The sequence below is a fragment of the Nostoc sp. genome (genome assembly GCF_036917615.1).
Classification (GTDB): Bacteria; Cyanobacteriota; Cyanobacteriia; order Cyanobacteriales; family Nostocaceae; genus Nostoc.
The window spans coordinates 313,384-338,266 of sequence record NZ_JBALCZ010000027.1; the positions used below are offsets into that span (position 1 = coordinate 313,384).

Sequence of the window (24,883 nt, forward strand, 5' to 3'; positions counted from 1 at the left end):
TTTAATAGCTATGGCAAAAATTAAAACATCATTCTAAATTAATTAACGCCAGAGAATCAAAGTTTTTTAACTTTAAATTACGCTAACTCCTACCAAATGACAAGGTAAATACCCTATTTACCGAACTCCTACAAAGCGACAATCCACAGAAGATTCAAGAGTACTTCGGTTAAATTTATAGGGATCTAACTGCTCACCTGAAGCTGAAGAGGAAGTAGTATATCCAAAAGTACGTCCTTTCTACGGTGAAAACGACACTCAGGAATTGTATGACGAACAAGCTCAGATGAAGCGGGTGTTAGATCAAATTAAGGCTATCAGCCCTTCTTCATCTGAATTTAAAGAGCAAGTTAGACAGCTTATGGAAGCTGTTGGCGATCATATTCGTCAAGAATAAAGCACAATGTTTGCTGCCATTCGCAACAACTTGAGCACTGAGCAAAGCGAGCAACTGGCTACTGAATTCAAAGCTGCTAAGACCCGAATTCAACAAAAGCTAGGTGTTGTTAATGAAGCGAATGTGTAGGATGCTTTCGAGGTTTCTATATCCGCTAAAAAAGGTTAGTTAAACAAAAACTCCCAGCGCTGATCTGCTGGGAGTTTTTGTTTAAAAATTTTGCTGACAGTATTTATAAGCCGTATAAGCCATAGTTACAACCCCCGTAATAATGGCAGATTCATCAACTTCAAATTGGGGATGGTGTAATGGGTGGTTAATGATTCTTTCTTTGTAGCCTACACCTAAGCGAAACATCGAACCAGGGGCGTGTTCCAAATACATAGAAAAATCTTCAGATCCAAGGGAGGGTTCGAGTAAAACTTGGACGCGATCGCTACTCCAAGCTTCTTCTGCGGCTGATTGCAACAATTGCGTCAGGATGTAATCATTTTGGACGCTGGGTACACCCTGGTGATAATTGACTTCATACTTTGCCCCGTAAGTATGGCAGATATTAGATACAATGTTTTCAATCCAGTTCGGGAGATCGGCACGGGTTTCAGGATGGAGCGATCGCACGGTTCCTAATAACTGCACTTTATCCGCAATTACATTCGGCGCTTTGCCACCATTAATCTTCCCTATGCTCAATACTACAGGACGCAAGGCATTTTGTGTCCGGCTGATAGCTTGTTGCAGTGCAGTAATCACTTGGCAAGCAATCCAAATCGCATCAATCGCCTCATGGGGACGCGCCCCGTGCCCAGATTCTCCCATAATCAGAATCTCTAAATTATCAGAGGCGGCTGTCAATGCTCCGTAACGCACACCAATAGATCCTGCGGGTATAGAAGGGAAAACATGAACCCCTAATACAGCCGAGACGTTTTCCATCGCCCCATCTTTCATCATCCAGTTTGCCCCTTGAGCAATTTCTTCGGCTGGCTGAAATAAAAACCGCACTTTACCACCCAACTCCTCTGCCACTTGAGACAGCACCATCGCTGTTCCTAATCCAACTGTGGTGTGGACATCATGACCACAAGCGTGCATAATACCCTCTGCGCCAGAGGCGTATTCCAAATTGGTGCCCTCTTGAATTGGCAAGGCATCCATATCGGTACGAATTGCCAATAAACGGTCATTTTGGCTAGTGCCTTGCAATTCTCCAATGACGCCCGTTTTGCCAACTCCCTCTTGTACATGCAGACCACTGGAAGACAAAACACCAGCTACATAGGCTGCTGTTTGGTACTCCTGACCGCTGAGTTCTGGGTGAGAGTGGATGTGGCGGCGAATTTCAATTAAGCGGGGCGCTAGTTTTGCTGCTAAGTCTTTAATACGGGTAAGCATCGATTTAATTAATCTATAGGCTTTTTTCCCATGATAAAGAAATGTTAACAAACAAAATGCTCTTTGCCATACAATGATAGGTCAAGCCAGAGGCAGGGGAGCAGGGGGAGCAGGGGGAGCAGGGGGAGCAGGGGGAGCAGGGGAAGAATAACTAATGCCCAATGCTTCTCTACGAGAGGCTGCGCCAACGGCTTACCTCGGCTTACCTCGGCACAAGTCGCTCAGCACAAGTGCCCCAATTCAAAACTGGTTATTTTGAATAGCAGGTTGTGCCTCGAGTATTTTCGGGTTTGAACTCGTTACATTCTCTGGGATTTTGACGCTCTAACGACCAGCCGTAAGGCTTGTCGGAGGTGACTACACCATTGGACAGAGTTGTTAGTCGGAAGTTAGCCCCCCTAAAATTGGTAAATTGCAATTTGGCATTTTTTAAGTTTGCTGCTTCCAAATTGGCGCTGATGAAACCAGCAAAAGATAGATCGGCATTTTCCAGAGATGCTGATTTCAAATTTGCACCTGTTAAGGAAGCACCACTGAGAATCGCCGAATTCAGAACCGCACCTTCTAAATTTGCACCGGTGAGATCGGCATTCGTGAGATTAGCTTGAGATAATGTAGCGCTGCTCAAGTCAGCCCCTCGCAAATTTGCTCCAGTTAAATTCAGTAGAGTTAGGTCAGCACCACTCAAATTACACCGGGGACAGGCACTTGTTGCCTTCAACTGATCCAAGTCTAACTGATTTGATGCAAGGGCCTGCTCTGCAAACCCAAAACAAGCTAACAGGGCGACGGTAGCAACAATCTTAAGTTTCATATTTTACAGATATTTACAAAAATGACAGTACGCACATTGCGTACTGTCATACTTAATAATATGCTTCCCTAAAGAACAACAGGGATGAAGCATTGATTAAGAAGCTGTAAAAATAGTATAAATTCTAATGGTAAGACTACTCAAACCGAAATATAAGCTATAGAATCGAATCGTAAGCAACTATACCGAACCTCTTATAGACTACCACTTATGTGATCCCCCTAGCTCGATAAAAACGACTAGGGGGATCTTGTTTTTGGGCACTTGATTAATTACGAATTAGGAATTATTTTAACGCCACCCCAAAAGGCGCAATCCAGGGACAATTAAGTAGTAACTAACTCCTAACCAGAAGCTGATAAAAAAGCCTACAAAACCAAAAAAAATCAGAGGCTTGTATAACTCCGACCAACCTGGTTGACTAGAAAATTGCAAGATAGGAGGTGCTAACTTCAAAATAATTAAAACTGCATATGCGATCGCACTACCAAAGGCAGCGAACACAGCGTACACTATGTGATGGCTGCGAAGACCTAAGCTCAAGGTGAGTAGGCAAACTGCTACTAAAATCACTGCCACTAAGCCCTCGCCGCTCTCTTTTGGTGTGATTAATTGCAAAATCAACCAGCCGAAGCCATAGCTAATCATCCCCATCAGCGACGCCACTAAAAAGCGCCGCCGTTGACCAAAACACCCGGATACTGTCAATCCCCAAGCGGTTCCCCAGCCTGCTGCGACGAACACTAAAATATCTGCCCCGAAGACGGGTTGAGTATTTGGCACTAATTCGTTTAGCTGACTCCAAATAAATTCCACAACCCGACGCCCCAAGCTTGTGCGATAGGCCAAAATAAAACCAGCGATCGCCCCAAAACAAGCGCCGATACTACTCAGGATCATGGCCCAAATCGTCGCCAAACAAGCTTGGAAAATTTTAATGATCGCCTTAGCAATGAAAATAACGGTTTTGCCTACAGCTTGGCTAAAGTTAGTTAAAGCTTGTTCAATAGCTTGTGTTAGCAGTGTAAATCTCTGGGAAGCTTGCTTAATATTGTTCCGCAGTTGGGAAAACAACCCTGGCGGCAGTAATGGTTGAGAAATCTTCGCCAAACGTTTTTGAATCATAGCTGCATTTGTCGGACGCGATTGCACATCCTCTTGCACCATCTCATCCAGCAAAGAAGCTAGTTGCGGGTTGATATTTACCGCAGTTCGCCAGCGCAATTTCCCAGTTTGCTGATCTTCCAACTCTGGCGGGTATTTGCCTGTTAGTAGTTCAATCATCGTTCGACCAAGGGCATAAAAATCGGCACTTGGCCCGACAATACCTCCAGTCACTTGTTCTGGTGGACTGTAGCCAGAAGAAAATAATCGGGTGGAACTAGACTGAGAACGTAGCTTAGAAGCGCTAAATTGTTTTGCCCCTCCAAAATCAATTAGTACCACGCGATCGCCCTCTGTTTGCCCTTGAACCGGGGTTAAAGATGGCGAAGAGGTTCCCAACATTAAATTAGAAGGTTTGATATCGCGGTGAATAATCTGACGTTTATGTAATTCCTGTAAAATCTGTACAGCTTGGGCGAACCAGTTTAAAACCAAATCCTCTGGACACCCTTGGGGAAACTTTTTTAATACCTCCTCTAAAGTCCGCCCATTGATTTTTTCCATTACTAGACAAGGCAGTTGGTGCGGTTTGGGATTGAACAGTTTTACGTGAAAATACCCATCGGCATCAACTCTGGGGACACCCGGATGCTGCAAGCTAGATAAAACTGCCGCCTCTTGGGTAAATAACTCCAGTGCCTTTGGTGAATCTTCTACCAACACCTTCAGCACTTTCTCTGTTTGAGTTTTTTCATCCCAAACCGTGTAAATTTGAGCAAATCCTCCCGACCCCAACGGCTGAAGTGGAACATAGCGGTCTAACAACTCTAGCGGTGCGCCACAGCTGTTGCAAAATTTGTTTCCCCAAGGCTGAGGATAAGGACGTTGACAATCAGGATTTATGCAGTGAACCGCACTCTGAGTGATGTGGGACACAACCGCTACAATACAAAGGCTGACTTGATTTTAGCGTTTCTTGAGAAAATACCATTCTAACTTTTTGATTACTCGTACTGATTCCCATAAAGAAAACCCTCATAAAATCTATGAGGGCATTGGTTTATATCTATGTCAGTCCTTAATTACGAAAACTTCTCTTACTCTGCCTGTGCTTGGCAACTTCTTTGCGCTTGCGTTTTTCCAGGGGCGTTTCAAAATGACGATGCTTTCTCATGTCTGGAAAAATTCCAGCCTTGGAAACTTCTCGCTTAAATCGTCGTAAGGCTGACTCAATGTGTTCATTGTCACCTACAATTACTTGGGTCATTATTTCTCCTACTAAGTTGACTTCATCAAAGGCTATGCAGGCGGTAAGAGTGCAAAAAAAAGACAGACTCCTTGTCTGACCTTAAGACTCTAGGTAAATTTTTTTTGTTTCCAACGTTAGTAGCGGGAGCGTCCGCCGCCGCCGCCACCGTATCCTCCTCGGTTACCACCAAACGAACCTCTATCACCTCTATCTTCCTTGGGTTTAGCCTTATTCACTTTCAGGTCACGACCCATCCACTCTGCACCATCGAGAGCTTCAATGGCAGCTGTTTCTTCAGCTTCAGTTCCCATTTCCACAAAAGCAAAGCCTCGCGGACGACCTGTTTCACGGTCAGTAGGTACTTGAACTCGCTTTACAGTACCATATTCTGCAAAAATACCACTTAAATCCTCTTGTGTAACGTCATAAGAGAGGTTACCTACATAAATTGACATCGATTCTCTCCAAAATCATCACTGTGTAGAGATTTTAATTTCTCTGAGAAGTCTGTAAATACTAAAAGGAAAAAGCCTTTCAATACTAAAATCAAAGACATCACTGAATTAACTCTCCTAATCTTAGGATGACATAGGAGCCAACTCTCTGCATCCAGTAGATAGTTAACCAGTGATACGATCGCACCTAAGCGAGATCGTCCGCCTCCACCTACCCTAAGTACAGCCCACCGCAAAAAAGGGTTGGAAATGCAAGAAGATAAATTCTGTAGGGTGATATAGGAAATCAGGCATATAGGGGCGCATCTTTAATATCGGAATTGAACGTTTGACTAGATTAACCATGAAGCATTACTCCAAAATTTTAATATGAAAGTCAAAGTCAAGCAACAAATAACAATTCAAAATTGTTCGCGCAGCCTCACAAGCGTTACCCGTTCCCATCGCGTCCTGTAGGGAAGGGCGGTTTTTGCCAACGCCAAGGCCGCTGCGGGTAGCTTGCTTGTCTAGTAGGGGTAAGATGATTTTGAATTTTTTTATTAAATTTTGGCTATGTCAAGTTGCGTATCATCACCTTTCCAAGTTGTTTCCAATTCGGCTTTGACAAGTTGAGCAGCCTGATCTTTGCCCAGTGCCTGCAAACTTGCCTGTAAACCAAATAGAGAACGCCCATTATGGGGATACTTTTTTAAATCAGCACCAAAGACTTTCTCGGCCTGTGCATAGTCACCCTTAGCCAAAAGCACACCGCCCAAAGATTCCCGCGTCGGAAAGTACCAGTCTGGTGGTTCTATGTAATCGAAGGCATCTTCTGCTACTACTGCTTTTTCTAGTAATTTGATGGCAGATTCATAATCATGCTTTTCTCTAGCAATTTTGGCGTCTAGAACTTTTGAAGCAATGTCTAAAATGTGACTGGCAATACTGAATCCAATGGTTGCTTCGGTGGGAATTACCTGTTTGGCAGCCAGTAATGCCCGGCTTTCACTTGCTGCATCTTCAAGTTTGCCTGTGGCTGCTTTTGCCATACCGCAAGCAAAATGCCAGAGTGCTGTGGTAGTGGGCAATTTAGCATCAGGGGCAGGAGTTTTTAAGATGGCATCCCAGTCACTAAAGCGTGTCTGAATCAGCATTTTGCTGCCCAGAAATCCCTCAAGCATTGGTACATATGGGTCAATAGCAGTAATATTTGCGATTAATTTATCTGCGGATTTCAAAGCATCTTCATATCTTCCTGCCATGCTACTGGCCACCATGAGGAAATATACGTTGTGGTTGTAGTACATCATGGGGTAAGTGCCCTGGACTTGATATTTGCTGATGTAAATATCATCTTGAGCGATCGCCTGCTTGTTTGCCTGCATTGCCCCTTGATAATCTCCCACACGAAAATAAATATGGGAAGACATATGTAGCAAGTGTCCCGCCCCTGGCGCTAAGGTTTGGAGTCGTTTGGCACTCACAAAAGCCCGTTCTGGGGAAGGCGAGGCTTCCACTGCATGGATATAGTAATGATTAGCTCCCGGATGATTTGGGTTCCGTTTGAGAACTGATTCTAAAACAGCTACAATCTCTTCTGTATCTTCCCGTGGCTTGCCATCTTTAGTCCAGTGCTGCCAAGGATGCAGATCCATCAAGCTTTCAGCGTAAAGCGTCGCCGCATCCAAATCATCTGGATAGCGCTTAACTAGGGTTGCCATTGCTTTTGCGTAGTAAAGCGCTAGTTGATACAAGTTTGCATCGGTATATCGGGAGTAACGTTTTGCTAAGGCGGTAATGTAGTCTCGTTCTTGGGTAGATACGTGGGTGGAAAGTGCCAAAGCTTGCTGTATCGCTTGATAAGCTGCTAATTCCCGGTTGGGGTCTATTTCTAAGTTAATATTGGGTCCCAGAGCCAGAGCAATACCCCAATATGCGATCGCCAAATGCGGATCAAGTTTGGCAGCGTGTTGAAAAGAACGCACCGCCTCATCATGATTGAAAGCGTAAATTAAATTTAATCCCTGATCAAAAAACTCTTGCGCTTGGGGATTATAAGTGGAAACTGGATGGTGGATTGTCCCAACTCCAGATATTAAAGTATAGGGCTGTCTTGGTTGAATGTAGACGTAAAGCGGCTTGTCGTCAGACATCGCCGCACTAGGAGCGACTAAAGATAGTATAAGCACCCAAACTAAAAATAAGTACTTCATTGTCTATATTGTTTTTCTTCAAGCTTTTTTTTATTAATATTCAAATGCCAGAGCTTCTCTAAGGAAGCAATTTGTTCTTCTCCAGCTTCAGATTCTCTGTAATTAAGAATTATATTTTCGATATATCTCTTTTTCAATTTCCAGCTTTTCTTCATCTATTCGGATTATCATGTCATCTTCTTCTCCGTATTTATTTAGTATAAATTAATACAAATTAAACTCACAGCACTCTGCAATTACAGATATCATACTGATGAGATTTTTATATATTCTTACCGAATGATCAAGGCAACCAACCTCCCAAATATAAACCGGAGATGGATCGAGATCGCCAACAACATAAAGCATTCTTTTATTCTCATATGCAGCAATAGGAAACCATTTTTGGTTCCAATATACATCATTATAATTAGTAGCTTCTCCTATAGTTTTGTAAATATAAACTGAATCTTGTAAAGAACAAAAAGAATAAATAACATCGGCTCCTAATTGCTCAGGAAACAAAAAATAGAGTGGGAGATAGCCATTGTTATAACCAAGATCGGCGGTTCCATTGCGCCAGTGATAAAGTTCGTATACTTCTTCGGATAACCTAAATGGTAAATCCTTAGTAATTTCGTCAATCTGCTAGCGAGTTAAACCTGGATTATAGCAGTCAAAAAACCCAAAATTGCTAGATTCTAACCAATTCAAAATATATTGAAGTTCATCCGTAAGTTCAGACATGTGACTAACCTCATTTAGTGATTAAACACGAAAGTATTTTGAACCATTTCGGTAAAGATTCCGAACATGCGAAAATCGCTCAAGCTATTGTCATATAACAGTTTGCAAAAAAAGTCCGAAACTCAGATTTTCAATAAACCTCTCTTACTGAAGTGCATCGGGCGCTAATCCCTCAACCATGAAACCATGATAGCGAAGTGCTACGGCGTTCGCGGAGCCTCTGGCAGAGAAGCGCCGAACGCACAAATATGTCGTATTACCACTAATCCCACAATCTTAATAAAATCTAAATATTAAAAACTTATCCCTATTGGGGGGATTGCTCAGAAGAAAAAAATGTGGTTTTCTAAAAACGTTAGTAATGAATTCAACTAAGTAATCAGGGGAGTTAAAATGTTTCTGGCAAAAATTAAAACGCTGCTCATAGCAGCTGCTATTTTGCCATGCTTTATCCAACCAGCATCAGCACATATTGTCTGGTTGGATTACAAAAATAGCGAATATAATATTTTGTTTGGACATCCAGAAGAGGGACCAGAACCTTATGAAACCTCTAGATTAAAACAAGCAACAGTTTATGATACTAACAAACAAATTCTTCCTTTTAACCTCAATCAAAAACAAGATGCTTTATCTCTAACTGCTGATAAAAATGTGGCAGCTATCCAAGGTTTTTTTGATAATGGTTATTTTGCCGGATTATCGAATGATCAATATCTCCGGATCACAGAACAGGAAATTCCTAAGTATGATAATGTCGGTCATTACCTCAAATACACCAAGGCTTTTTATGATTGGTCTGATGCTTTAGCCAAACCATTCAATTTGCCATTAGAAATTCTACCTTTACAAAACCCTTTTGCTGTTACTCCAGGTGAAAACTTACTAGTTCGGGTATTATCTGAAGGGAAACCAATTAACGATAATGTTACAGTAGAATATTTTGGTCAAGTAGTAGCAAAAAACTTAGATGGCACTTTTTCCATACCCATTACTCAAAATGGGCTAGAGCAACCTATTGAAGCTAGCTACTCACTTCCATCTAACGGGAATCTGACTATTTCTTATGAAACCAGCTTGACAGCACAAAACATCTCTGTCCCAGAACCTTCAACTTTGTTAGGATTAGGTTTTGTTGGATTACTAGTTTTATATAAAAAGAAGTTACTGCTGAATAAATAGCACAGTAATTCTAATTATCATAAAAAGTAGGTATCTACAGCGGCTTTGTAAGAGGATGTTTGAAAAGTATTTTTGGTAACATCAAAACCTCAGAAACCTAACCCCCCCAGCCCCCTGACCCTAATCCCCAACGCCAGTCGCCTCAAGTCGGGAAACCCGCCCACACCGCTGGCTCCTCCGTGGGGGCCCCGAGCTCCCTGTAAGGGAATGGGGGTTTCAAAGCCTCTCAGGATTGGCAAGAGGAATGGAAGTGGGGTTTCTAGTATACTTTACGACTTTTCAAACATCCTCTAAGGGTAGCACCATACCAATAATTTTTTGTCTGCCTACTTTTAGTTTTCCCCAGCTACAGGTAGACGTATAGTGAATGTACTACCCTGCCCTGGTTCAGATGTCACATCAATTGTGCCTTGATGTGCTTCGATAATACAGCGAGATAGATATAGTCCCAAACCACTACCAGAACGCTGGTGTTTACCTTGGCGAAATCGCTCGAATAATATTGCCTGGTCTTGTTTAGAAATTCCTGGGCCTGTATCTTGGATATCAATAATCACAGCTACCGAAGTAAGATAGCAGTAAATACTTACAGAACCTTTGTCTGTAAATTTAATAGCATTGCCGACAATATTTGTCAATACCCGCCGCAGTTCTACGCGATCGCCCATAATGGTGCTTGCAGTTTCACCTATATCAATGTTTACAGATAATCCTTTTTCTTCAGCTAAGGGAGTTAATTCCTGGGAAACTTCACTAACTAATTCTTGAATATTGCAGGGAAAAATTTTTAAGGTTTTACAGCCTGCTTCATGACGATAAACTTCTAGCAAGGTATTTACCATTTCCAGCAGGTCTTGATTGCTGCCAATCATGGTATCAATTATTTCTTGCAATTGTGGTGAAACTTCGCAAAACCTGCCTTCCAGCAATAATTTTAATACGCGGTTCGAGGCTACCAGTGGTATGCGTAAATCGTGAGTAAAACGCGAGACAAAATCTGCCCGCAGGTTAGCCATCTGATCTCGTTCGTCGATACTATGCTTGAGGCGCAGGAGCGATCGCACTCGTGCATGTAGTTCATCTGGATCGAATGGTTTACGAATGAAGTCATCTGCACCAGCATCGAGTCCTTCAACAACGCTAGACTCATAGTGAGCCGTAAGCAGCAGAATCGGGATAAATGGCAACGCCTGATTCCGTCGGATGCGTCGAGTAAATTCATAGCCATCTATCTCCGGCATCATCACATCTAAGAGAATTAAATCTGGCGGTGACTGCTCAACCATAGCCAGAGCAATTTTGCTATCTTCCACCAAGTCAATCTCATAGTCCTTATCTTCTAGGACTGCTTCTAAGACCAGTAGATTATCAAAAACATCATCGACAACGAGAATTTTATCTTTTTTGACACTTTTAGTTAAAGACATGGCCGATTAACAATTCAAAATTCAAAATTCAAAATTCAAAATTAAAGATATTTTCAGATGGGGATTTAAACCCCAACTGAAAATATGCTATGTGTAGACGTAGGGGTCTTAAACCCTTTAATTGACGATAAAAAAAAGAAGTGCTTGGCTATCCCTAGCAAATCTAGTAATAGCTTACTTTACCAGCGCTGAGATTATTAAGGATTCACATTTTCCTTTAAAGTTTCCTGAATTAAACATTTGAAATTATACGTAATTATACTGAGCTAATGTAAAATATTATACATTAGTTTAGCAATATTAGTTTTTTTTAAGTGAGTCTTTGTCTACTTATCCAAGCAATATCTGTGTCGGGTCTTAGGTTAAGGTCGTTTAGTCCGTTGTATGTACGTCATACTAGCCATTGCAAGGGTAACTATTTAATAGTCACCGACTCTTGCTTACTAGCGGATTTTTAATGAAAAATTGTTTACCATCAGACATTTATCCTCAGGTTAATGTATAAAAATATTTGTTGATTGAATTTTATTGTTATATCGGAACTCTTGCCTTAAAAAAGCTTACAAGATAAGGTGATTTATGTCTAATGGTAGATGAAGTTCACAGAACAATACCAAGTGGATTGCTTTTTGTATAAGATCCCGAATAGAAGAACGAGATTATTTTAATCTGTACTTTAGATAAATAACAGTAAAGTTAAGCAACTATGAGTGAAATCAAGATCCTCGTGATTGAAGATCACAACCTGACGAGAATCGGCTTACGGGCTGCCTTGCAAACCCAACCAGATTTAAACATTGTTGGTGAAGCAGCCAATGCAGCCGACGGCATCAAGCTTCTGAAAACCCTCAAGCCTGATGTTGCTACTATTGACATTGGTTTGCCTGATATGGATGGTATTGAGCTAACACGTACATTTAGGCAATATCAAGCAGAGAATGAAGATTATACAACAAAGTTGCTAATTTTAACAATGCAAAATAGTGAACAGGCAGTTTTAGCAGCTTTTGCAGCAGGTGCAGATTCTTATTGCATGAAGGATATCGAAACTGAGAAACTAGTGGAGGCTGTGCAAACAACCTATGCAGGTAGTTCATGGATCGATCCCGCGATCGCAGACCTTATACTACAGCAAATACGTCAAGATTTCACCGATGGCAGCAGAGGAGCATCTGGAAAAAGAGTCTTGATTGAAGGTATTGACCCAGATGTTGAGAAAAGTATAGTCAGCTATCCTTTAACTCACCGGGAGATGGATGTTTTAGAGTTGATTGTTGCTGGGTGTGACAATGCAGAAATTGCTAAAAGGCTCTATCTAACAGTCGGTACTGTAAAAACTCATGTTCGAGGTATTCTCAATAAACTCTGTGTTGCTGACCGTACACAGGCTGCTGTCCGTGCTTTACGGGCTGGATTAGTACCGTGAGTGAGTAGTTCACCTACTCACATTGCAATTTCCACAGTAATTTTTAATTCCTTGAAAGCAGGTACTGAACTATCCACCTCAAAACTGCAACTTTTTAAATTGATGCTGCGCTAACGAAGTGCTTGTTCATAATTGTTTTTTGCTCAAAGCGGTTATCTGAAGAGAACACTTTATGAAGAAATCGTTACAAACTTTAGTAGAATGACATAATTGACAAATAAGTATTTTTTCTCATATATATGATAGCGGATCAATTTCCCTGGCTTACCGCGATTGTCTTACTGCCACTCGTTGCTTCCCTGCTCATCCCTGTGCTGCCTGATAAAGATGGCAAACGCGTGCGGTGGTATGCACTGGGTGTAGGTATGACAGACTTTGCCTTGATGTGTTACGCCTTTTGGAAGCATTACGATGCCAGCAGTGCTAGTTTTCAACTCGTGGAGAATTATGCCTGGGTGCCTCAGTTAGGTTTGAACTGGGCGGTATCAGTCGATGGACTTTCTGTGCCACTTGTGCTTCTAGCAGGATTTGTCACCACACTCTCGATTTTTTCGGCCTGGCAAGTTGATCACCGACCCCGCCTGTTCTATTTCTTGATGCTGGTGTTGTATTCCGCACAGGTAGGGGTGTTCGTTGCCAAAGACCTGCTGCTATTTTTCATTATGTGGGAAGTAGAGCTGATTCCCGTCTACCTACTAGTCTGCATTTGGGGTGGGCAAAGGCGTCGTTATGCGGCTACGAAATTTTTGTTGTATACCGCAGCGGCTTCTATATTTATTTTGGTGGCAGCCCTGGCAATGGGACTATACGGCGGCGGTAACATGACATTTGATATAACCGCCCTCGCCAGGAAGGAATATCCCCTTGGTCTACAGCTGCTACTTTATGCAGGGTTGCTGATTGCATTTGGTGTCAAGCTTGCTGTTTTCCCGATGCATACTTGGTTACCTGATGCCCACGGCGAAGCATCCTCTCCTGTATCGATGATTTTGGCTGGTGTATTGCTGAAGATGGGCGGATATGGACTGATTCGCCTGAATCTTGAGTTGCTCCCCAATGCACACATTTACTTTGCGCCGATTCTAGCCATTCTGGGTGTTGTCAATATTATTTATGGGGCATTGAATTCCTTTGCTCAGACCAATATGAAGCGGCGTTTGGCTTATTCGTCGATTTCTCACATGGGGTTTGTACTGCTTGGGATTGCGTCCTTCACTGATTTGGGAATCAACGGCGCGATGTTGCAAATGATTTCACATGGTTTGATTGCATCGGTGCTGTTCTTCTTGGCAGGCGTTACTTACGATCGCACTCACACAATGGTAATGAAAGATATGGGCGGTATTGGTCAAGCCATGCCCAAAGTCTTTGCCCTGTTTACAATCGGAGCAATGGCATCCCTGGCACTTCCCGGTATGAGCGGCTTTGCTGGCGAACTCTCGGTATTTGTTGGTCTGACAAGCAGTGACGTTTACAGTTCGACTTTCTGCACCGTAACAGTTTTTCTCGCCGCAGTTGGAGTCATCCTCACACCTATCTATCTACTTTCCATGTTGCGAGAAGTATTTTATGGTCAGGGTGCAGCACTCATCTGCGACATTAATAATGCAGGCTCGGAAAATCAAGAAGATCAGGGAACAGTTTGTTTTGGTACAGACTGCCTCGTGCCAGAAGAGGCAGTCTACGACGATGCTAGACCGCGTGAGGTATTTATCGCTGCCTGTTTTCTGCTGATGATTATTGGTATTGGTTTCTATCCCAAGATGGCGATGCAGATGTACGACGTGAAGACCGTCGCAGTGAATGCTAATCTTCGCCAGTCTTATGCCATAGTCTCGCAAACAAATCCCCAGATTTATGCTAAGGGATTCTTGGTTCCGCAAATTTCAGAGGTTGAGTTAGCGCCCGTTTTGGGAACTTTGAAGTAAGCTTTTTGACCAATATTTGTGTGAAAAAGACCGATGCCTAGATTGGGCTGTGCCAACGCGAAGTTCGAGAATTTCTAGGTATATTCCAGAGAAGCAACAATGCATTGATTTAAAGCCTATCTCAATGGATATCAGTATTTTGCAGATAGGCTCTCAATGCCATGCTATTTTCAGGATGCCCAGCATGTCTTTTCAGGAAACAATCCTTTTTTCCAGTGTTGCCGAACCTTTACTGCCGCTCCTTGGAAAAATGCCTGCGAGTTGTGAACAGGTATTTTTTGAAGTTCCTTGACTTCTCCACTAGATTTATCCAGCCACAAAGATCCGAGATGATCTTCATTCGGCCCGAAGCAGTAAGTAACGCCGTTTTCATCCTCCTTGTCTTTTAAAATCAATACGTAAAAAGCCATAACGCATAAATATTGTCTGTGAATGTTGTTTACTTCATTTGTAACTCATTTGAGTTACCCTTATGTTATTGCTGGACTCCATACACGGCCAGAACGTTCAGTTGCTTCATGAGCAGTACGATAGTTGGTATGAAAGATAGCCTCAAATCGCGACTCGAAGTATTCATGTTCCAGTAAGCGTAAATCTTCTTGGTTAAATTTACCTTGCTGTAACCTCATCCAGGCATCAGCTATATCTGGGTGAGGGTCAAAGCTAATCAAATCTGTCATCCAATTGGTGCTGACGATAGAATAAGTGGTATTTAATCCGTTTAATGCGAAACTCAAACCAACCTGTATTCCGTGCTATTTCTGCTACATCATCAGCATTGCAGCGAATAGCATTATATGCTTCAGGAGCGTATTGCTCCCAACGTTGTAAATAATTCATTTTAAAAATTTTTAATCTAAAAAAATAATATATGTAAATATAATAACATTACTTTTAGTAAGTTACTTAAAAAACCTAAATAGATTATTAAGAATTGGCATAAATGACTTTTAACTTCCCCGTTCGCGTAGCGTCTCGCAGAGAAGGGGCTGACTCACTTAATATTAACTACTTCTGACTTACAGACAATCGGCAATCTTTATAAACAAATCGTTCATTAACATGGGATGCTGGGTGATGATTAGTGAGTTTTGCCAATGTCTGTTGTTTCTGCCATCACTGTTACCGTTCCCGCCACAACTGCTAATTTGGGGCCTGGTTTTGATTGCATCGGCGCAGCTTTAAAGCTGTACAACGAGTTCAAGTTCACTCGCTTAGAAGAAGGTGGGCTAATTATTCATGTCACTGGTACGGAAGCTGAACGAGTCCAAACTGATGAGAGTAATCTCCTCTACCAAGCGTTTGTCAAGTTCTATCAACATATAGAACAGACACCGCCGATTGTGAAAATAGAGATTAAGTTGGGTGTCCCACTGGCGAGGGGTTTGGGTAGTTCGGCGACAGCAATTGTTGGTGGGTTGGTTGCTGCTAATCAACTTGAGGGTGCGCCGATGAGTCAGTCGCAGGTAATGGAGTTAGCGATCGCAATGGAAGGACATCCTGATAATGTAGTTCCAGCTTTGTTGGGAGGATGTCGTCTGGCTGCTACCAGTGGCGCAGCTTGGGAAATTTGTGATGTTCCCTGGCATAGAGATGTTGTACCAGTTGTGGCTATTCCTAATTTTGAACTTTCCACCAAGGAAGCGCGGGGCGTTCTTCCAATTCAGGTGAGTCGCGCCGATGCGATTTTCAATACGGCACATTTTGGGTTATTGTTGCGCGGCTTGGAAACTGGTAACGGACAATGGTTAAGGACAGCTTTGCAAGATAAGTTGCATCAGCCCTATCGCAAAGCTTTGATTCCTGGTTATGATGCTGTCAACATCGCAGCTGTTAGTGCTGGTGCTTATGGTATGGTGATTAGTGGTGCGGGACCGACACTGTTAGCTTTGGCGGATAAATTACACTCAGAGGCTGTGGAGGCGGCGATGTTAGCTGCTTGGCAACAAGAAGGAATTACAGCCGAGGTGCGATCGCTTTCTCTCGATACCCAAGGCGCAAAAAGCTTTTAAAAAATTAGATGACTATTTTACTCAGCATTTAAAACTCGATTTATGGAGCAAATTCAGGCTGAAATGGCGGCGCTTAACTCTCAAATTCAGATTCTCCTAGAAGAACGCGCTGCACTCACTATTAATAATGTAATCTCTGCCGAGAATGATTCACCCCAGGCAATGGTTGAAGCGTACCGCCGTCAAGCCAGGGAAAATGCCCAATTATCAGTTGAACTCCAAGGCATAGATGCGGCGATCGCAGCCCTAGAAGTCCAGATAAAACAAAAACAAGGTAAGTTAGTGCGATCGCAAGTTGAATCAAAACAACTTACCCAACAGCAGCAGCTAGAGGAAGCTAAAGAAGTCGCTCAGGTTCACGCTCAACGCATTAATCAGCTGGCTACGGAACTGGCGACAGAAGTCCGTTTACTCAAGGCTTGTGCCAATCAACTCAGTCCAATGTATTGGCAGATTTATTACAAGCCCTTCATTACTGGGTTCAAGACAATCTCTGTTCCTTATGTCCGCTCTGATGGAGAAGTGTGGACAATTGTCAATCGGATTGTTTAATGCCAGCATTTCTAACCTAGAAATACTTTACTAACATTGACTTTTTCAAGAACTATTTGATATGACAAGACAGTTGCTAAAATCGTCCATATCAAGAGACTTGAACCGATGACGCAAGATTTTGCACTTTTAAAGCGGATATACAATGTTTTCGACCCATTTCGACCCTTACCTGCTGGCGATCCCAAATATGTAGATTGTCAAGCTGTGCGAGGGGATGGCGACATCCTAGTAGAAATAGGTAGAGAGATTTTGTTGTCAGATAGAATGACTTGTCAACTTTATGCAGGTCATCGCGGTGCAGGAAAGTCAACAGAATTGCTACGGTTGCAAAAATATTTAGATGAGCAAGGCTGTTTTGTGGTTTATTTTGCTGCCGATGATGCAGATATTGAGCCAGAAGATGCCCAATATACAGATATTCTCTTAGCTTGTACACGACACTGATTAGAAGCGTTAAAAGATAATGCTTTTCCTGCCAGTTTGTTGAGATGGTTAAACAACCGCTGGCAAGATTTAAAAGATTTGGCACTGACTGAAGTATCCCTAGATAAATTAACTATAGAAGCACAAATCTCCCAATTTGCCAAAATCACAGCCAATTTACGAGCCGAACCTAGCCAACGCCAAAAAATTCGTGAGCGAGTCAATCCCTATACAATAACTTTAATTGAAGCGTTAAATGATTTTATTAAAGATGCAAAAAATAACTTACCTTCAGGATATTCTCAACTAGTATTAATTGCTGACAACTTAGATCGGATAGTCCCTATTGCTCAAGAAGATGGACGTAGCAATCATGAGCAGATTTTTCTAGACCGCAGCGAACAACTCCAGGCTTTAGATTGCCATCTAGTTTACACAGTACCTATTTCTTTACTTTATTCTAATCGAGCAATAGATATAGTAAATATCTATGGAAATGCTCCGGTATTGCCAATGATTATGGTGCAAACTCCTGACAATCAAAGCTACCAAAAGGGAATAAATAAAGTTATGGAAGTCCTGCAAAAACGGCTGAGTTCTATAGATGCTAGTTTATCTATTGTGGATATATTTGAGCAGAGGGAGGCGTTAGAGCAACTATGCCTGATGAGTGGTGGTCATGTGCGGAATTTGTTATTATTAATGAAGGAAGCAATTAAATACACTAACGCCAAAACAATTAGTAATAGAGCCTTACAGCGGTCAATTAGCGAGTTGCGAAATACTTATAGAAATACCGTCTTTGCTAATGAATGGGAGGCACTGGCTAAAGTATATCATTCTAAACAGATAGAGAATGAACCACTGTATCGGGGATTATTATTTAATCGTTGTATTCTAGAATATCGTTATTTGGATGAACACGGAAATAGCAAAGTTTGGTATGATATTCATCCGAAGATAAGTAACTGTGTTCTCACCCACTCAGAGTTAGCATTATCTGACTAAAATTATGGTATTAAAACTGACCAATTGGGATAATGATTTCGCAGTAAAGGGAGACGAGGAATACCAAGCATTAGTCCGTAGTTTTAACTTTATAGAAGATTTTGGCTTATTATTTGTCCGTTGTTCTCCAGCCGAGGGTGAGCGGATAATTACCAAAGTCAAGGAAGATATTAAGGATAAAAATATAGAAGTTTTACGATTAGATAAATCGGTTAGCAATTTATACGAAATAATTGATAAATTAAATAACAAAGAGAGCATAAATATTTTATTTATTTATTACAGGATTACATTCTTTATTTTATGAATATGAAGAATGTAAAATTTTGAATGGTTGGAATAGTAAGGATATTTATTCATATAGTTGGAAGGGTGTGCCACCTGTTTTAATTAACCTCAACCAACAGCGGGAAAGTTTTCGAGATAACTTTAATATTTGTTTTGTCTTCTTGCTACCTCAATTTGCTATTAAGTATTTTATCCAACGCGCTCCTGACTTTTTTGATTGGCGTTCTGGAATGTTTGAATTTCCCATAGATGCAGAAACTCTAAAGCAAGAATCATCACGGATATTCCCGGCAGGAGAGTATGAGAAATATACTACTTTAACAACAGAAGAAAGGAATAAAAAAATAATAACAATTCAAGAACTAATTGCAGAAGATCATCAAACAGCTAATTTTAAAAGTAAATTACTGTTGGATCTGGGGAATTTACATTTTATTGAGCTAGATTATAAAGGAGCAATTTCAGCTTATAATGAAGCGATAAAAATTAAAGCCACTTTTCCCCAAGCTTGGCATAATCGTGGTACTGCATTATTACTTTTAGGGCAGTATAAAGAAGCGATTGCCTCTTATGATCAAGCGCTAAAAATCCAACCTGATTTTGACGAGACTTGGCATAATCGTGGGACTGGGTTATTAATTTTAGGACAGCATGAAGAAGCGATTGCTTCCTATGACCAAGGGCTAAAAATTTAATCTGATAATTACGAAGTTTGGAATAATAGGGGTATTGTACTGTTTAATTTAGGACGGTATGAAGAAGCGATTGCCTCCCATGACCAAGCGCTGAAAATTCGACCTGATTTCGACACAAGTTGGAACAATCGAGGCAATGCACTGTTGAATTTAGGACAGTATGAAGAAGCGGTTGCCTCTTATGACCAAGCACTGAAAATTCAACCTGATAATGATGAAGCTTTGAACAATCGTGGAAATGCACTGTTGAATTTAGGGCAGTATGAAGAAGCGGTTGCCTCCTATGACCAAACGCTGAAAATTCAACCTGATAATTACGAAGCTTGGAATAATAGGGGCGATGCACTGTTTAATTTAGAACAGTATAAAGAAGCAATTGCTTCCTATAATCAAGTACTGAAAATTCAACCTGATAAATACGAAGGTTGGAACAATCGGGGCATTGCACTGTTTAATTTAGAACAGTATGAAGAAGCAGTCGCATCCTTTGACCAAGCCCTGAAAATTCAACCTGATAATTACAAACCTTGGAATAATCGAGGCAATGCGCTGTTTAGTTTAGAACAGTATGAAGAAGCAGTCGCATCCTTTGACCAAGCGCTGAAAATTCAACCTGATAATTACGAAGCTTGGAACAATCGAGGCATTGCACTGTTGAATTTAGGACATTATGAAGAAGCGATCGCATCCTTTGATCAAGCCCTGAAAATTCAACCTGATTTCTACGAAGCTTGGAACAGCCGAGGCAATGCGCTAGGAAATTTAGGACGCTATGAAGAAGCGATCGCATCCTTTGACCAAGCGCTACAAATTTAACCTGATAAATACGAAGCTTGGAATAATCGGGGCATTGCACTGTTGAATTTAAGACAGCATGAAGAAGCGATCGTATCCTTTGACCATGCCCTGAAAATTCAACCTAATTTCGACGAAGCTTGGTACAATCGGGGCAATGCGCTAGGAAATTTAGAACGCCTTGAAGAAGCGATCACATCCTTTGACCAAGCCCTGAAAATTCAACCTAATTTTGACAAAGCTTGGTACAATCAGGGCAATGCACTAGGAAATTTAGGACGCCTTGAAGAAGCGATCGCATCCTTCGACCAAGCGCTGAAAATTCAACCTGATAATTACGAAGCTTGGAATAGTCGAGGCAAGGCACTGTTGAATTTAAAACAGTATGAAGAAGCGCTTGCCTCCTATGACCAAGCATTGAAATTTAAACCTGATTACGAAGAAGCTTGGTATGACCGGGGAAATGTTCTTTACAACTTAGGATGTTATGAAGAAGCTATAGTGTGTTTTGATAAAGTACAGAAAATTAAACCTGATAGCCACTTTGCATGGAATAATAAAGGCTATTTACTGCTTAAAAAATATTCTAATGACGGAAAAGTAGCTATTTTTGAAAAAGCCTTATAGATTGGTCTGAGCTTACCCAATTTTTCTAATCAACATTTTGCTGAAGAAGACTTTAAACTTTGTGAAGAAGCTCTTAGCAATTTCAATAAAGCGCTTGAATTGAAGTCTGATTTTGAACTAAGTTGGGCAAATAAAGGTTGTACATTGTATTACTTGGGTTCTTATGAGGAGGCGCTTGCTAGTTGCAACAAAGCTCTGGAATTTGAACCTAATGACTATATAGCTTGCTTTAATAAAAGCTTTATTCTTATAAAATTAAGGCGTTATCAAGAAGCTATTATTAGCATAAATAAAGGTTTGAAAAATCAACCTGAAAATCATATTGCTTTGTATAATAAAGCTCGATCTTATGCACTAATAGGTAATAGTATACGAGCAATAAAAAATTTAAAAAGCGCAATTAAGTTAAATTTTGAAGAAATTAAAAATACAGCCAAAATTGACCCATATTTTGATACTCTTCGGAAAAATAAAAAATTTCAGTTGTTGATTGAATAATTTAATAAAATCTGAAAAATTAATTTGTTCATACTATATAAATGTAAATGTATCAAAATTAATCGGCTTAACGTTGAAATTGTTGTGAATTTTCTCTGGGTTAAACTGCGTGCGAGTAGCAATGGAACAGGAATGTACTCTAAGTCCAAGATGCTTACGTTATTTGAGTTTGAGTCGTCGCCCTAAAATATGTCTATTCCTGTGATCACAATTTTTCTCACAGTAAAAATGCACTCATTGCCTAAATAATTGGTGAGAATGAGGCTTGTAATTTAGAATTGCTGTTTACAGATGGTTTCCCACGGCTTGTTTTTCCTGTCTGGTGTGACTTATGATCGCACCCACACCTTGATGATGGATAAAATGGGCGGTATGGCCAAGGTAATGCCCAAAACCTTTGCTCTGTTTACCATTGGTTCAATGCCTTCTCTCGCCTTACCAGGAATGAGTGGCTTTGTGGGTGAGTTGATGGTATTTATCGGTATCGCCACCAGTGATGTTTACAGTTCTAGCTTCAAAGTTGTAGTCGTTCTGCTGTCAGCGGTTGGCGTGATTTTGACACCAATTTACTGTCGATGCTGCGTCAAGTATTCTACGGCGACCAAAGTCAAGAGTTGCACTTGGATGCTGTAATATCTGATGTTAAACCCCGCGAAATATTTATTACCGCTTGTTTGCTGCTGCCAATCATCGGAATTGGTTTCTATCCCAAATTGGCAACGCAGACTTATGATGTGAGAGCAGTGGAATTAGCCGCCCATCCTCGTCAAGTTCTCCCAGTTGTTGCCCATCAGCAACCATCAAGTCTATACTCGCGTATTTTCTCTGCACCAACATTGGCTACTTCTCAAGTTGAAAGTTCAATTAATATTTCTGAGTAAATTAATTTCCCATTAAGGGAGCTGCAAGTAAATTCTAAATATGAGGGGAATAAAGGGGTGGTTACGAAACCACCCCTAAAATTTTGCCAAGATATATCCTGAAGACAGGTGAAGTCCCCAAAAATGAATTATGAATACCAATTTAGCTGTAGCCACAGAAATTATACCAATGGTTTTGCAATTGCAACCTGCGATCGGAATGACCGACGATCAGTTTTACGAGTTTTGTCAGCTAAACCGCGACTTTCGCATTGAACGTAATGCTGCTGGAGAATTAGTTATTATGCCCCATACTGGTTCCGAAACTGATCAACATAACTTTGAGATTATTGTTCAGTTGGGTATTTGGACAAAGCAAGATGGTACAGGTGTAGGGTTTGCTTCCAGTGGTGGGTTTACTTTGCCTAATGGTGCGGTACGTTCTCCTGATGCAGCGTGGATAAAACGCGATCGCTGGGAAGCAATACCACCAGAACTGCGAAAAAAATTTGCACCGATTTGTCCTGAGTTTGTGATTGAATTGCCTTCTGAGAGCGATCGCTTACAAGTTTTGCAAGACCAAATAATTTCAAAAGTAGGCATCTTTAACGTATTTTTAGAGTACTCAAGGTGCTGCTACTGTAATAATAACCAAAAATAATAGTCAGATTAATGATTATAGCCAAAAATAGGGACTGAGAAATAAATCTCAGTCCCGATAAAAAAGCGGGTTAACCGCTATTTATATGGTTAACCCGTGCAGCTTTGGGAACGCGCAGAGAAATTGTTATTGCAATACCAACTTCACATTGGCGTTTTGCAGACCGCGTTGTTTTACTTCAGCCAAAGTTTTGTTAACGGCATACTTTTGGTTGATGGAGTTGATCAACTCGGTTTGGTTGTGCTTCTTAGCAACTCCCCACAGGTCAGCGATTAGGTCAAAAGAACCATCGCTGTTGCGAGACCAGCCGAGGTCATATTCACCTTCCAACATGGCAACGATGTCAGAACGGACACGCTGACCGTTATAACCACGGACATCAGCTTCAGTCTTTACGCTGATACCGAGGTCGCGCAAGGAAGCCTTGAGGATTTCGGCATCGGTGATTTTGGTACGCAGGGTGCTAAAGTGAGACATTTGGGGTTTCCTCCAATGAGAAGATTGAGAAAAACGACAACGGTTTGTTTTGGGCGAAGCCGCGCTTAACAGGATGCGGCTTTTCTTATAACTGCTAGCATTTTCAGCTAGCCTTTCCCCCTGGGATGGCAGAGGAAAGCTTTTAGAACTCCATTCGCTGATATTCAGCTACGGAGGATGCTGCGGGGCGTGCGCGCTGTCTGGCCCAATCTCTCAGAGCCGTTACTTGTTCTTGCATCGTTCGAGACAGCGGCAATGTTGCCTTCAGTGCAGCAATAATATCTAGTTGGGTGAACTCCCGATCTTGGGCAAAAGCTTCATACATTGCCGCAACGATCGCTTGCTCAACTTCTGCCCCAGAAAAACCATCAGACATCTTAGCTAGTTGCTCAAGATCAAATCGAGAGATGTCTTCACGGCGCTTGGTCAGATGAATATTGAAAATCTGCTGCCGTTCTTCCGGTGTTGGCAGATCCACAAAGAAAATCTCATCAAAGCGTCCTTTCCTCAAGAACTCGCCAGGTAAGCGTTCTACTCTGTTGGCAGTTGCCATCACAAACACTGGTGATTTCTTATCTTGCATCCATGTGAGGAAAGAGCCGAAGATTCTACTTGAAGTCCCCCCATCAGAATCGGAGGAACCTCCACTACCAGCAAAGGATTTATCCAATTCATCGATAAACAAAATCGCTGGGGAAATAGATTCTGCTGTTTTCAGGGCGTTCCGCAAGTTTGCCTCACTTCGTCCCACCATTGAGCCGTCGTAGACTCGCCCCATATCCAACCGCAACAGTGGTAAACCCCACAGCCGGGAAGTAGTTTTGGCAATTAATGACTTACCACAACCGGGAACTCCGAGAATTAACATTCCCTTTGGTTGAGGCAAACCATACTCTCTCGCTCTTTCTGTGAAAGCGTTAGAGCGTTGCTTGAGCCATCTTTTTAACTCTTCTAAGCCACCTACAGCATCAATGGTTTCATCTTCTTCAATATATTCTAAGATCCCATTGCGCCGAATTAGTTGCTTTTTCTCAGATAAAACTATATCTACTTCATCTTCCGTTAAACGCCCTGTAGTTACCTGCGCCTTCCGGTAGACTTTCTCAGCTTCATCTTTAGTTAGACCTAAAGCTGCTCTGAGAAGCTTTTCTCTGGCTTCTGTTGTCAGCCGCCGACCACGATTTTGGTCTACATGCTGAGTCAGTACTTTATTTAACTCTGCCATATCTGGCAGTGTAAAGTCGATAACAACAACTTCTTTTTCCAACTCTATAGGTACTTGTTGCATCGGCGACATCAAAATGATGTTCTTTTGCGTACCTTTAAAGCTAGCGATCGCATCGCGCAACGATCTGTTTGTTGCAGGCGCATCTATAAATGGATGTAAATCTTTAAGAATAAATATACTGGGTTCTTTCTGCCGAATTATCCACTCAATCGCCGCCTCTGGAGACACCGTGTTATGTTGGGTAACATTCCGGGGTTGGCCATACTCCACAATCCCGTGTGTTACTGTCCAAACAAATACGCGACGCTGGGGCTTTAACAACTGGGCGATCGTGGAAACTGCTTGCTCAGCCCGCTCTTCCTCGGAGGTCACAAGGTAGATTAAAGGGTATTGAGCTTGAATTAGGATATTGAGCTCTTCTTTCATACATCGACCTACTTGAGACCTTATAGAGACAGTAG

Annotated in this window: 27 protein-coding genes and 2 pseudogenes; 15 read left to right on the forward strand and 14 right to left on the reverse strand. The window is 41.6% G+C overall.

The annotated features are described in order from the left end of the window. Nucleotides 1-89: 89 nt before the first annotated feature. A pseudogene (locus V7K85_RS10920) lies at nt 90-526 on the forward strand (hemerythrin domain-containing protein); the annotation flags it as partial. An 81-nt stretch (nt 527-607) separates the two neighbouring features. Here V7K85_RS10920 and V7K85_RS10925 read toward each other — a convergent pair. From V7K85_RS10925 to V7K85_RS10960, 8 genes are all read right to left on the reverse strand, one after another. Continuing rightward, nucleotides 608-1,792, reverse strand: a complete 1,185-nt coding sequence (locus V7K85_RS10925; RefSeq protein ID WP_334813449.1) for a M20 family metallopeptidase — start codon at nt 1,790-1,792, stop codon at nt 608-610. A 250-nt stretch (nt 1,793-2,042) separates the two neighbouring features. Further along, complete coding sequence (locus V7K85_RS10930) at nt 2,043-2,606, reverse strand: pentapeptide repeat-containing protein (protein ID WP_334813451.1); 564 nt, start codon at nt 2,604-2,606, stop codon at nt 2,043-2,045. A gap of 291 nt (nt 2,607-2,897) precedes the next feature. Continuing rightward, nucleotides 2,898-4,646: a serine/threonine protein kinase gene (locus tag V7K85_RS10935; protein WP_334813453.1), complete on the reverse strand. Its 1,749-nt coding sequence runs from the start codon at nt 4,644-4,646 to the stop codon at nt 2,898-2,900. 142 nt (nt 4,647-4,788) lie between these two features. Then, nucleotides 4,789-4,977 carry a 30S ribosomal protein S21 gene (gene rpsU / locus V7K85_RS10940; RefSeq protein WP_012407716.1) on the reverse strand — a complete coding sequence of 63 codons (189 nt, stop codon included), beginning with the start codon at nt 4,975-4,977 and terminating at the stop codon, nt 4,789-4,791. Nucleotides 4,978-5,093: 116 nt separating this feature from the next. Continuing rightward, nucleotides 5,094-5,414, reverse strand: coding sequence for an RNA recognition motif domain-containing protein (locus V7K85_RS10945; RefSeq protein WP_273762368.1), 321 nt, complete (start codon nt 5,412-5,414; stop codon nt 5,094-5,096). 539 nt (nt 5,415-5,953) lie between these two features. Next, nucleotides 5,954-7,606, reverse strand: coding sequence for a tetratricopeptide repeat protein (locus tag V7K85_RS10950; protein WP_334813455.1), 1,653 nt, complete (start codon nt 7,604-7,606; stop codon nt 5,954-5,956). Then, a complete protein-coding gene (locus V7K85_RS10955) occupies nt 7,603-7,761 on the reverse strand; it encodes a hypothetical protein (RefSeq protein ID WP_334813457.1) in 159 nt (52 codons plus the stop codon). The genes V7K85_RS10950 and V7K85_RS10955 overlap by 4 nt, the downstream gene beginning before the upstream one ends. 49 nt (nt 7,762-7,810) lie before the next feature. After that, complete coding sequence (locus V7K85_RS10960) at nt 7,811-8,230, reverse strand: SMI1/KNR4 family protein (protein ID WP_334813541.1); 420 nt, start codon at nt 8,228-8,230, stop codon at nt 7,811-7,813. Between the two features lie 495 nt (nt 8,231-8,725). Between V7K85_RS10960 and V7K85_RS10965 the strand changes: the two genes are divergently transcribed. Next, the gene (locus V7K85_RS10965; RefSeq protein WP_334813459.1) at nt 8,726-9,514 is read left to right on the forward strand and encodes a DUF4198 domain-containing protein; all 789 of its coding nucleotides are present in this window, start codon (nt 8,726-8,728) and stop codon (nt 9,512-9,514) included. Between the two features lie 332 nt (nt 9,515-9,846). Here V7K85_RS10965 and V7K85_RS10970 read toward each other — a convergent pair whose 3' ends face one another. After that, nucleotides 9,847-10,941 carry a hybrid sensor histidine kinase/response regulator gene (locus V7K85_RS10970; RefSeq protein WP_334813460.1) on the reverse strand — a complete coding sequence of 365 codons (1,095 nt, stop codon included), beginning with the start codon at nt 10,939-10,941 and terminating at the stop codon, nt 9,847-9,849. 706 nt (nt 10,942-11,647) lie between these two features. Here V7K85_RS10970 and V7K85_RS10975 point away from each other — a divergent pair. Together V7K85_RS10975 and V7K85_RS10980 are read left to right on the forward strand one after the other, a co-directional pair. Then, complete coding sequence (locus tag V7K85_RS10975; RefSeq protein WP_334813461.1) at nt 11,648-12,367, forward strand: response regulator transcription factor; 720 nt, start codon at nt 11,648-11,650, stop codon at nt 12,365-12,367. Nucleotides 12,368-12,606: 239 nt separating this feature from the next. Further along, the gene (locus V7K85_RS10980) at nt 12,607-14,295 is read left to right on the forward strand and encodes an NAD(P)H-quinone oxidoreductase subunit 4 (protein ID WP_334813463.1); all 1,689 of its coding nucleotides are present in this window, start codon (nt 12,607-12,609) and stop codon (nt 14,293-14,295) included. Nucleotides 14,296-14,465: 170 nt separating this feature from the next. Here the strand turns inward: V7K85_RS10980 and V7K85_RS10985 are convergent, their stop codons facing one another. From V7K85_RS10985 to V7K85_RS10995, 3 genes are read right to left on the reverse strand one after another with little or no spacing between them, the layout of a single operon-like run. Next, complete coding sequence (locus V7K85_RS10985; protein WP_334813465.1) at nt 14,466-14,705, reverse strand: hypothetical protein; 240 nt, start codon at nt 14,703-14,705, stop codon at nt 14,466-14,468. Between the two features lie 60 nt (nt 14,706-14,765). After that, nucleotides 14,766-14,975, reverse strand: coding sequence for a hypothetical protein (locus V7K85_RS10990; RefSeq protein ID WP_334813467.1), 210 nt, complete (start codon nt 14,973-14,975; stop codon nt 14,766-14,768). Beyond that, nucleotides 14,959-15,135 (reverse strand): hypothetical protein, encoded by a 177-nt coding sequence (locus V7K85_RS10995; RefSeq protein ID WP_334813469.1) that lies wholly within the window; start codon nt 15,133-15,135, stop codon nt 14,959-14,961. The genes V7K85_RS10990 and V7K85_RS10995 overlap by 17 nt, the downstream gene beginning before the upstream one ends. A 257-nt stretch (nt 15,136-15,392) precedes the next feature. Here V7K85_RS10995 and thrB point away from each other — a divergent pair, with 257 nt between their 5' ends. The 11 genes and pseudogenes from thrB to V7K85_RS11050 all read left to right on the forward strand — a co-directional run bounded on the left by thrB (nt 15,393) and on the right by V7K85_RS11050 (nt 22,717). After that, nucleotides 15,393-16,307 (forward strand): homoserine kinase, encoded by a 915-nt coding sequence (gene thrB, locus V7K85_RS11000; protein WP_334813471.1) that lies wholly within the window; start codon nt 15,393-15,395, stop codon nt 16,305-16,307. Nucleotides 16,308-16,349: 42 nt separating this feature from the next. Continuing rightward, a complete protein-coding gene (locus V7K85_RS11005; RefSeq protein ID WP_334813473.1) occupies nt 16,350-16,859 on the forward strand; it encodes a hypothetical protein in 510 nt (169 codons plus the stop codon). Between the two features lie 108 nt (nt 16,860-16,967). After that, the gene (locus tag V7K85_RS11010) at nt 16,968-17,306 is read left to right on the forward strand and encodes a hypothetical protein (RefSeq protein ID WP_334813474.1); all 339 of its coding nucleotides are present in this window, start codon (nt 16,968-16,970) and stop codon (nt 17,304-17,306) included. Nucleotides 17,307-17,342: 36 nt separating this feature from the next. Further along, a complete protein-coding gene (locus V7K85_RS11015) occupies nt 17,343-18,293 on the forward strand; it encodes a hypothetical protein (protein WP_334813476.1) in 951 nt (316 codons plus the stop codon). 4 nt (nt 18,294-18,297) lie between these two features. Next, nucleotides 18,298-18,600, forward strand: a complete 303-nt coding sequence (locus V7K85_RS11020; protein WP_334813478.1) for a hypothetical protein — start codon at nt 18,298-18,300, stop codon at nt 18,598-18,600. Nucleotides 18,601-18,742: 142 nt separating this feature from the next. Then, the gene (locus V7K85_RS11025) at nt 18,743-19,276 is read left to right on the forward strand and encodes a tetratricopeptide repeat protein (protein WP_334813480.1); all 534 of its coding nucleotides are present in this window, start codon (nt 18,743-18,745) and stop codon (nt 19,274-19,276) included. A gap of 39 nt (nt 19,277-19,315) precedes the next feature. Beyond that, on the forward strand, nt 19,316-20,092 hold the full coding sequence (locus V7K85_RS11030; protein ID WP_334813543.1) for a tetratricopeptide repeat protein: 777 nt from the start codon (nt 19,316-19,318) through the stop codon (nt 20,090-20,092). Nucleotides 20,093-20,134: 42 nt separating this feature from the next. Then, entirely contained in the window at nt 20,135-20,698 is a 564-nt protein-coding gene (locus tag V7K85_RS11035) for a tetratricopeptide repeat protein (RefSeq protein ID WP_442940574.1), read from the forward strand. Between the two features lie 99 nt (nt 20,699-20,797). Continuing rightward, nucleotides 20,798-21,196, forward strand: a complete 399-nt coding sequence (locus V7K85_RS11040; RefSeq protein ID WP_334813481.1) for a tetratricopeptide repeat protein — start codon at nt 20,798-20,800, stop codon at nt 21,194-21,196. 285 nt (nt 21,197-21,481) lie between these two features. Beyond that, nucleotides 21,482-22,077 (forward strand): annotated as a pseudogene (locus V7K85_RS11045) (proton-conducting transporter transmembrane domain-containing protein); the annotation flags it as partial. Nucleotides 22,078-22,207: 130 nt separating this feature from the next. Continuing rightward, nucleotides 22,208-22,717 carry a Uma2 family endonuclease gene (locus V7K85_RS11050; protein ID WP_334813483.1) on the forward strand — a complete coding sequence of 170 codons (510 nt, stop codon included), beginning with the start codon at nt 22,208-22,210 and terminating at the stop codon, nt 22,715-22,717. Nucleotides 22,718-22,843: 126 nt separating this feature from the next. On the opposite strand, the gene V7K85_RS11055 is transcribed toward V7K85_RS11050, so the two are convergent. After that, nucleotides 22,844-23,194 carry a DUF1257 domain-containing protein gene (locus V7K85_RS11055; RefSeq protein ID WP_017655886.1) on the reverse strand — a complete coding sequence of 117 codons (351 nt, stop codon included), beginning with the start codon at nt 23,192-23,194 and terminating at the stop codon, nt 22,844-22,846. A gap of 142 nt (nt 23,195-23,336) precedes the next feature. Continuing rightward, nucleotides 23,337-24,848 (reverse strand): stress-responsive protein Ycf46, encoded by a 1,512-nt coding sequence (ycf46, locus tag V7K85_RS11060; protein ID WP_273762402.1) that lies wholly within the window; start codon nt 24,846-24,848, stop codon nt 23,337-23,339. Nucleotides 24,849-24,883: the final 35 nt, after the last annotated feature.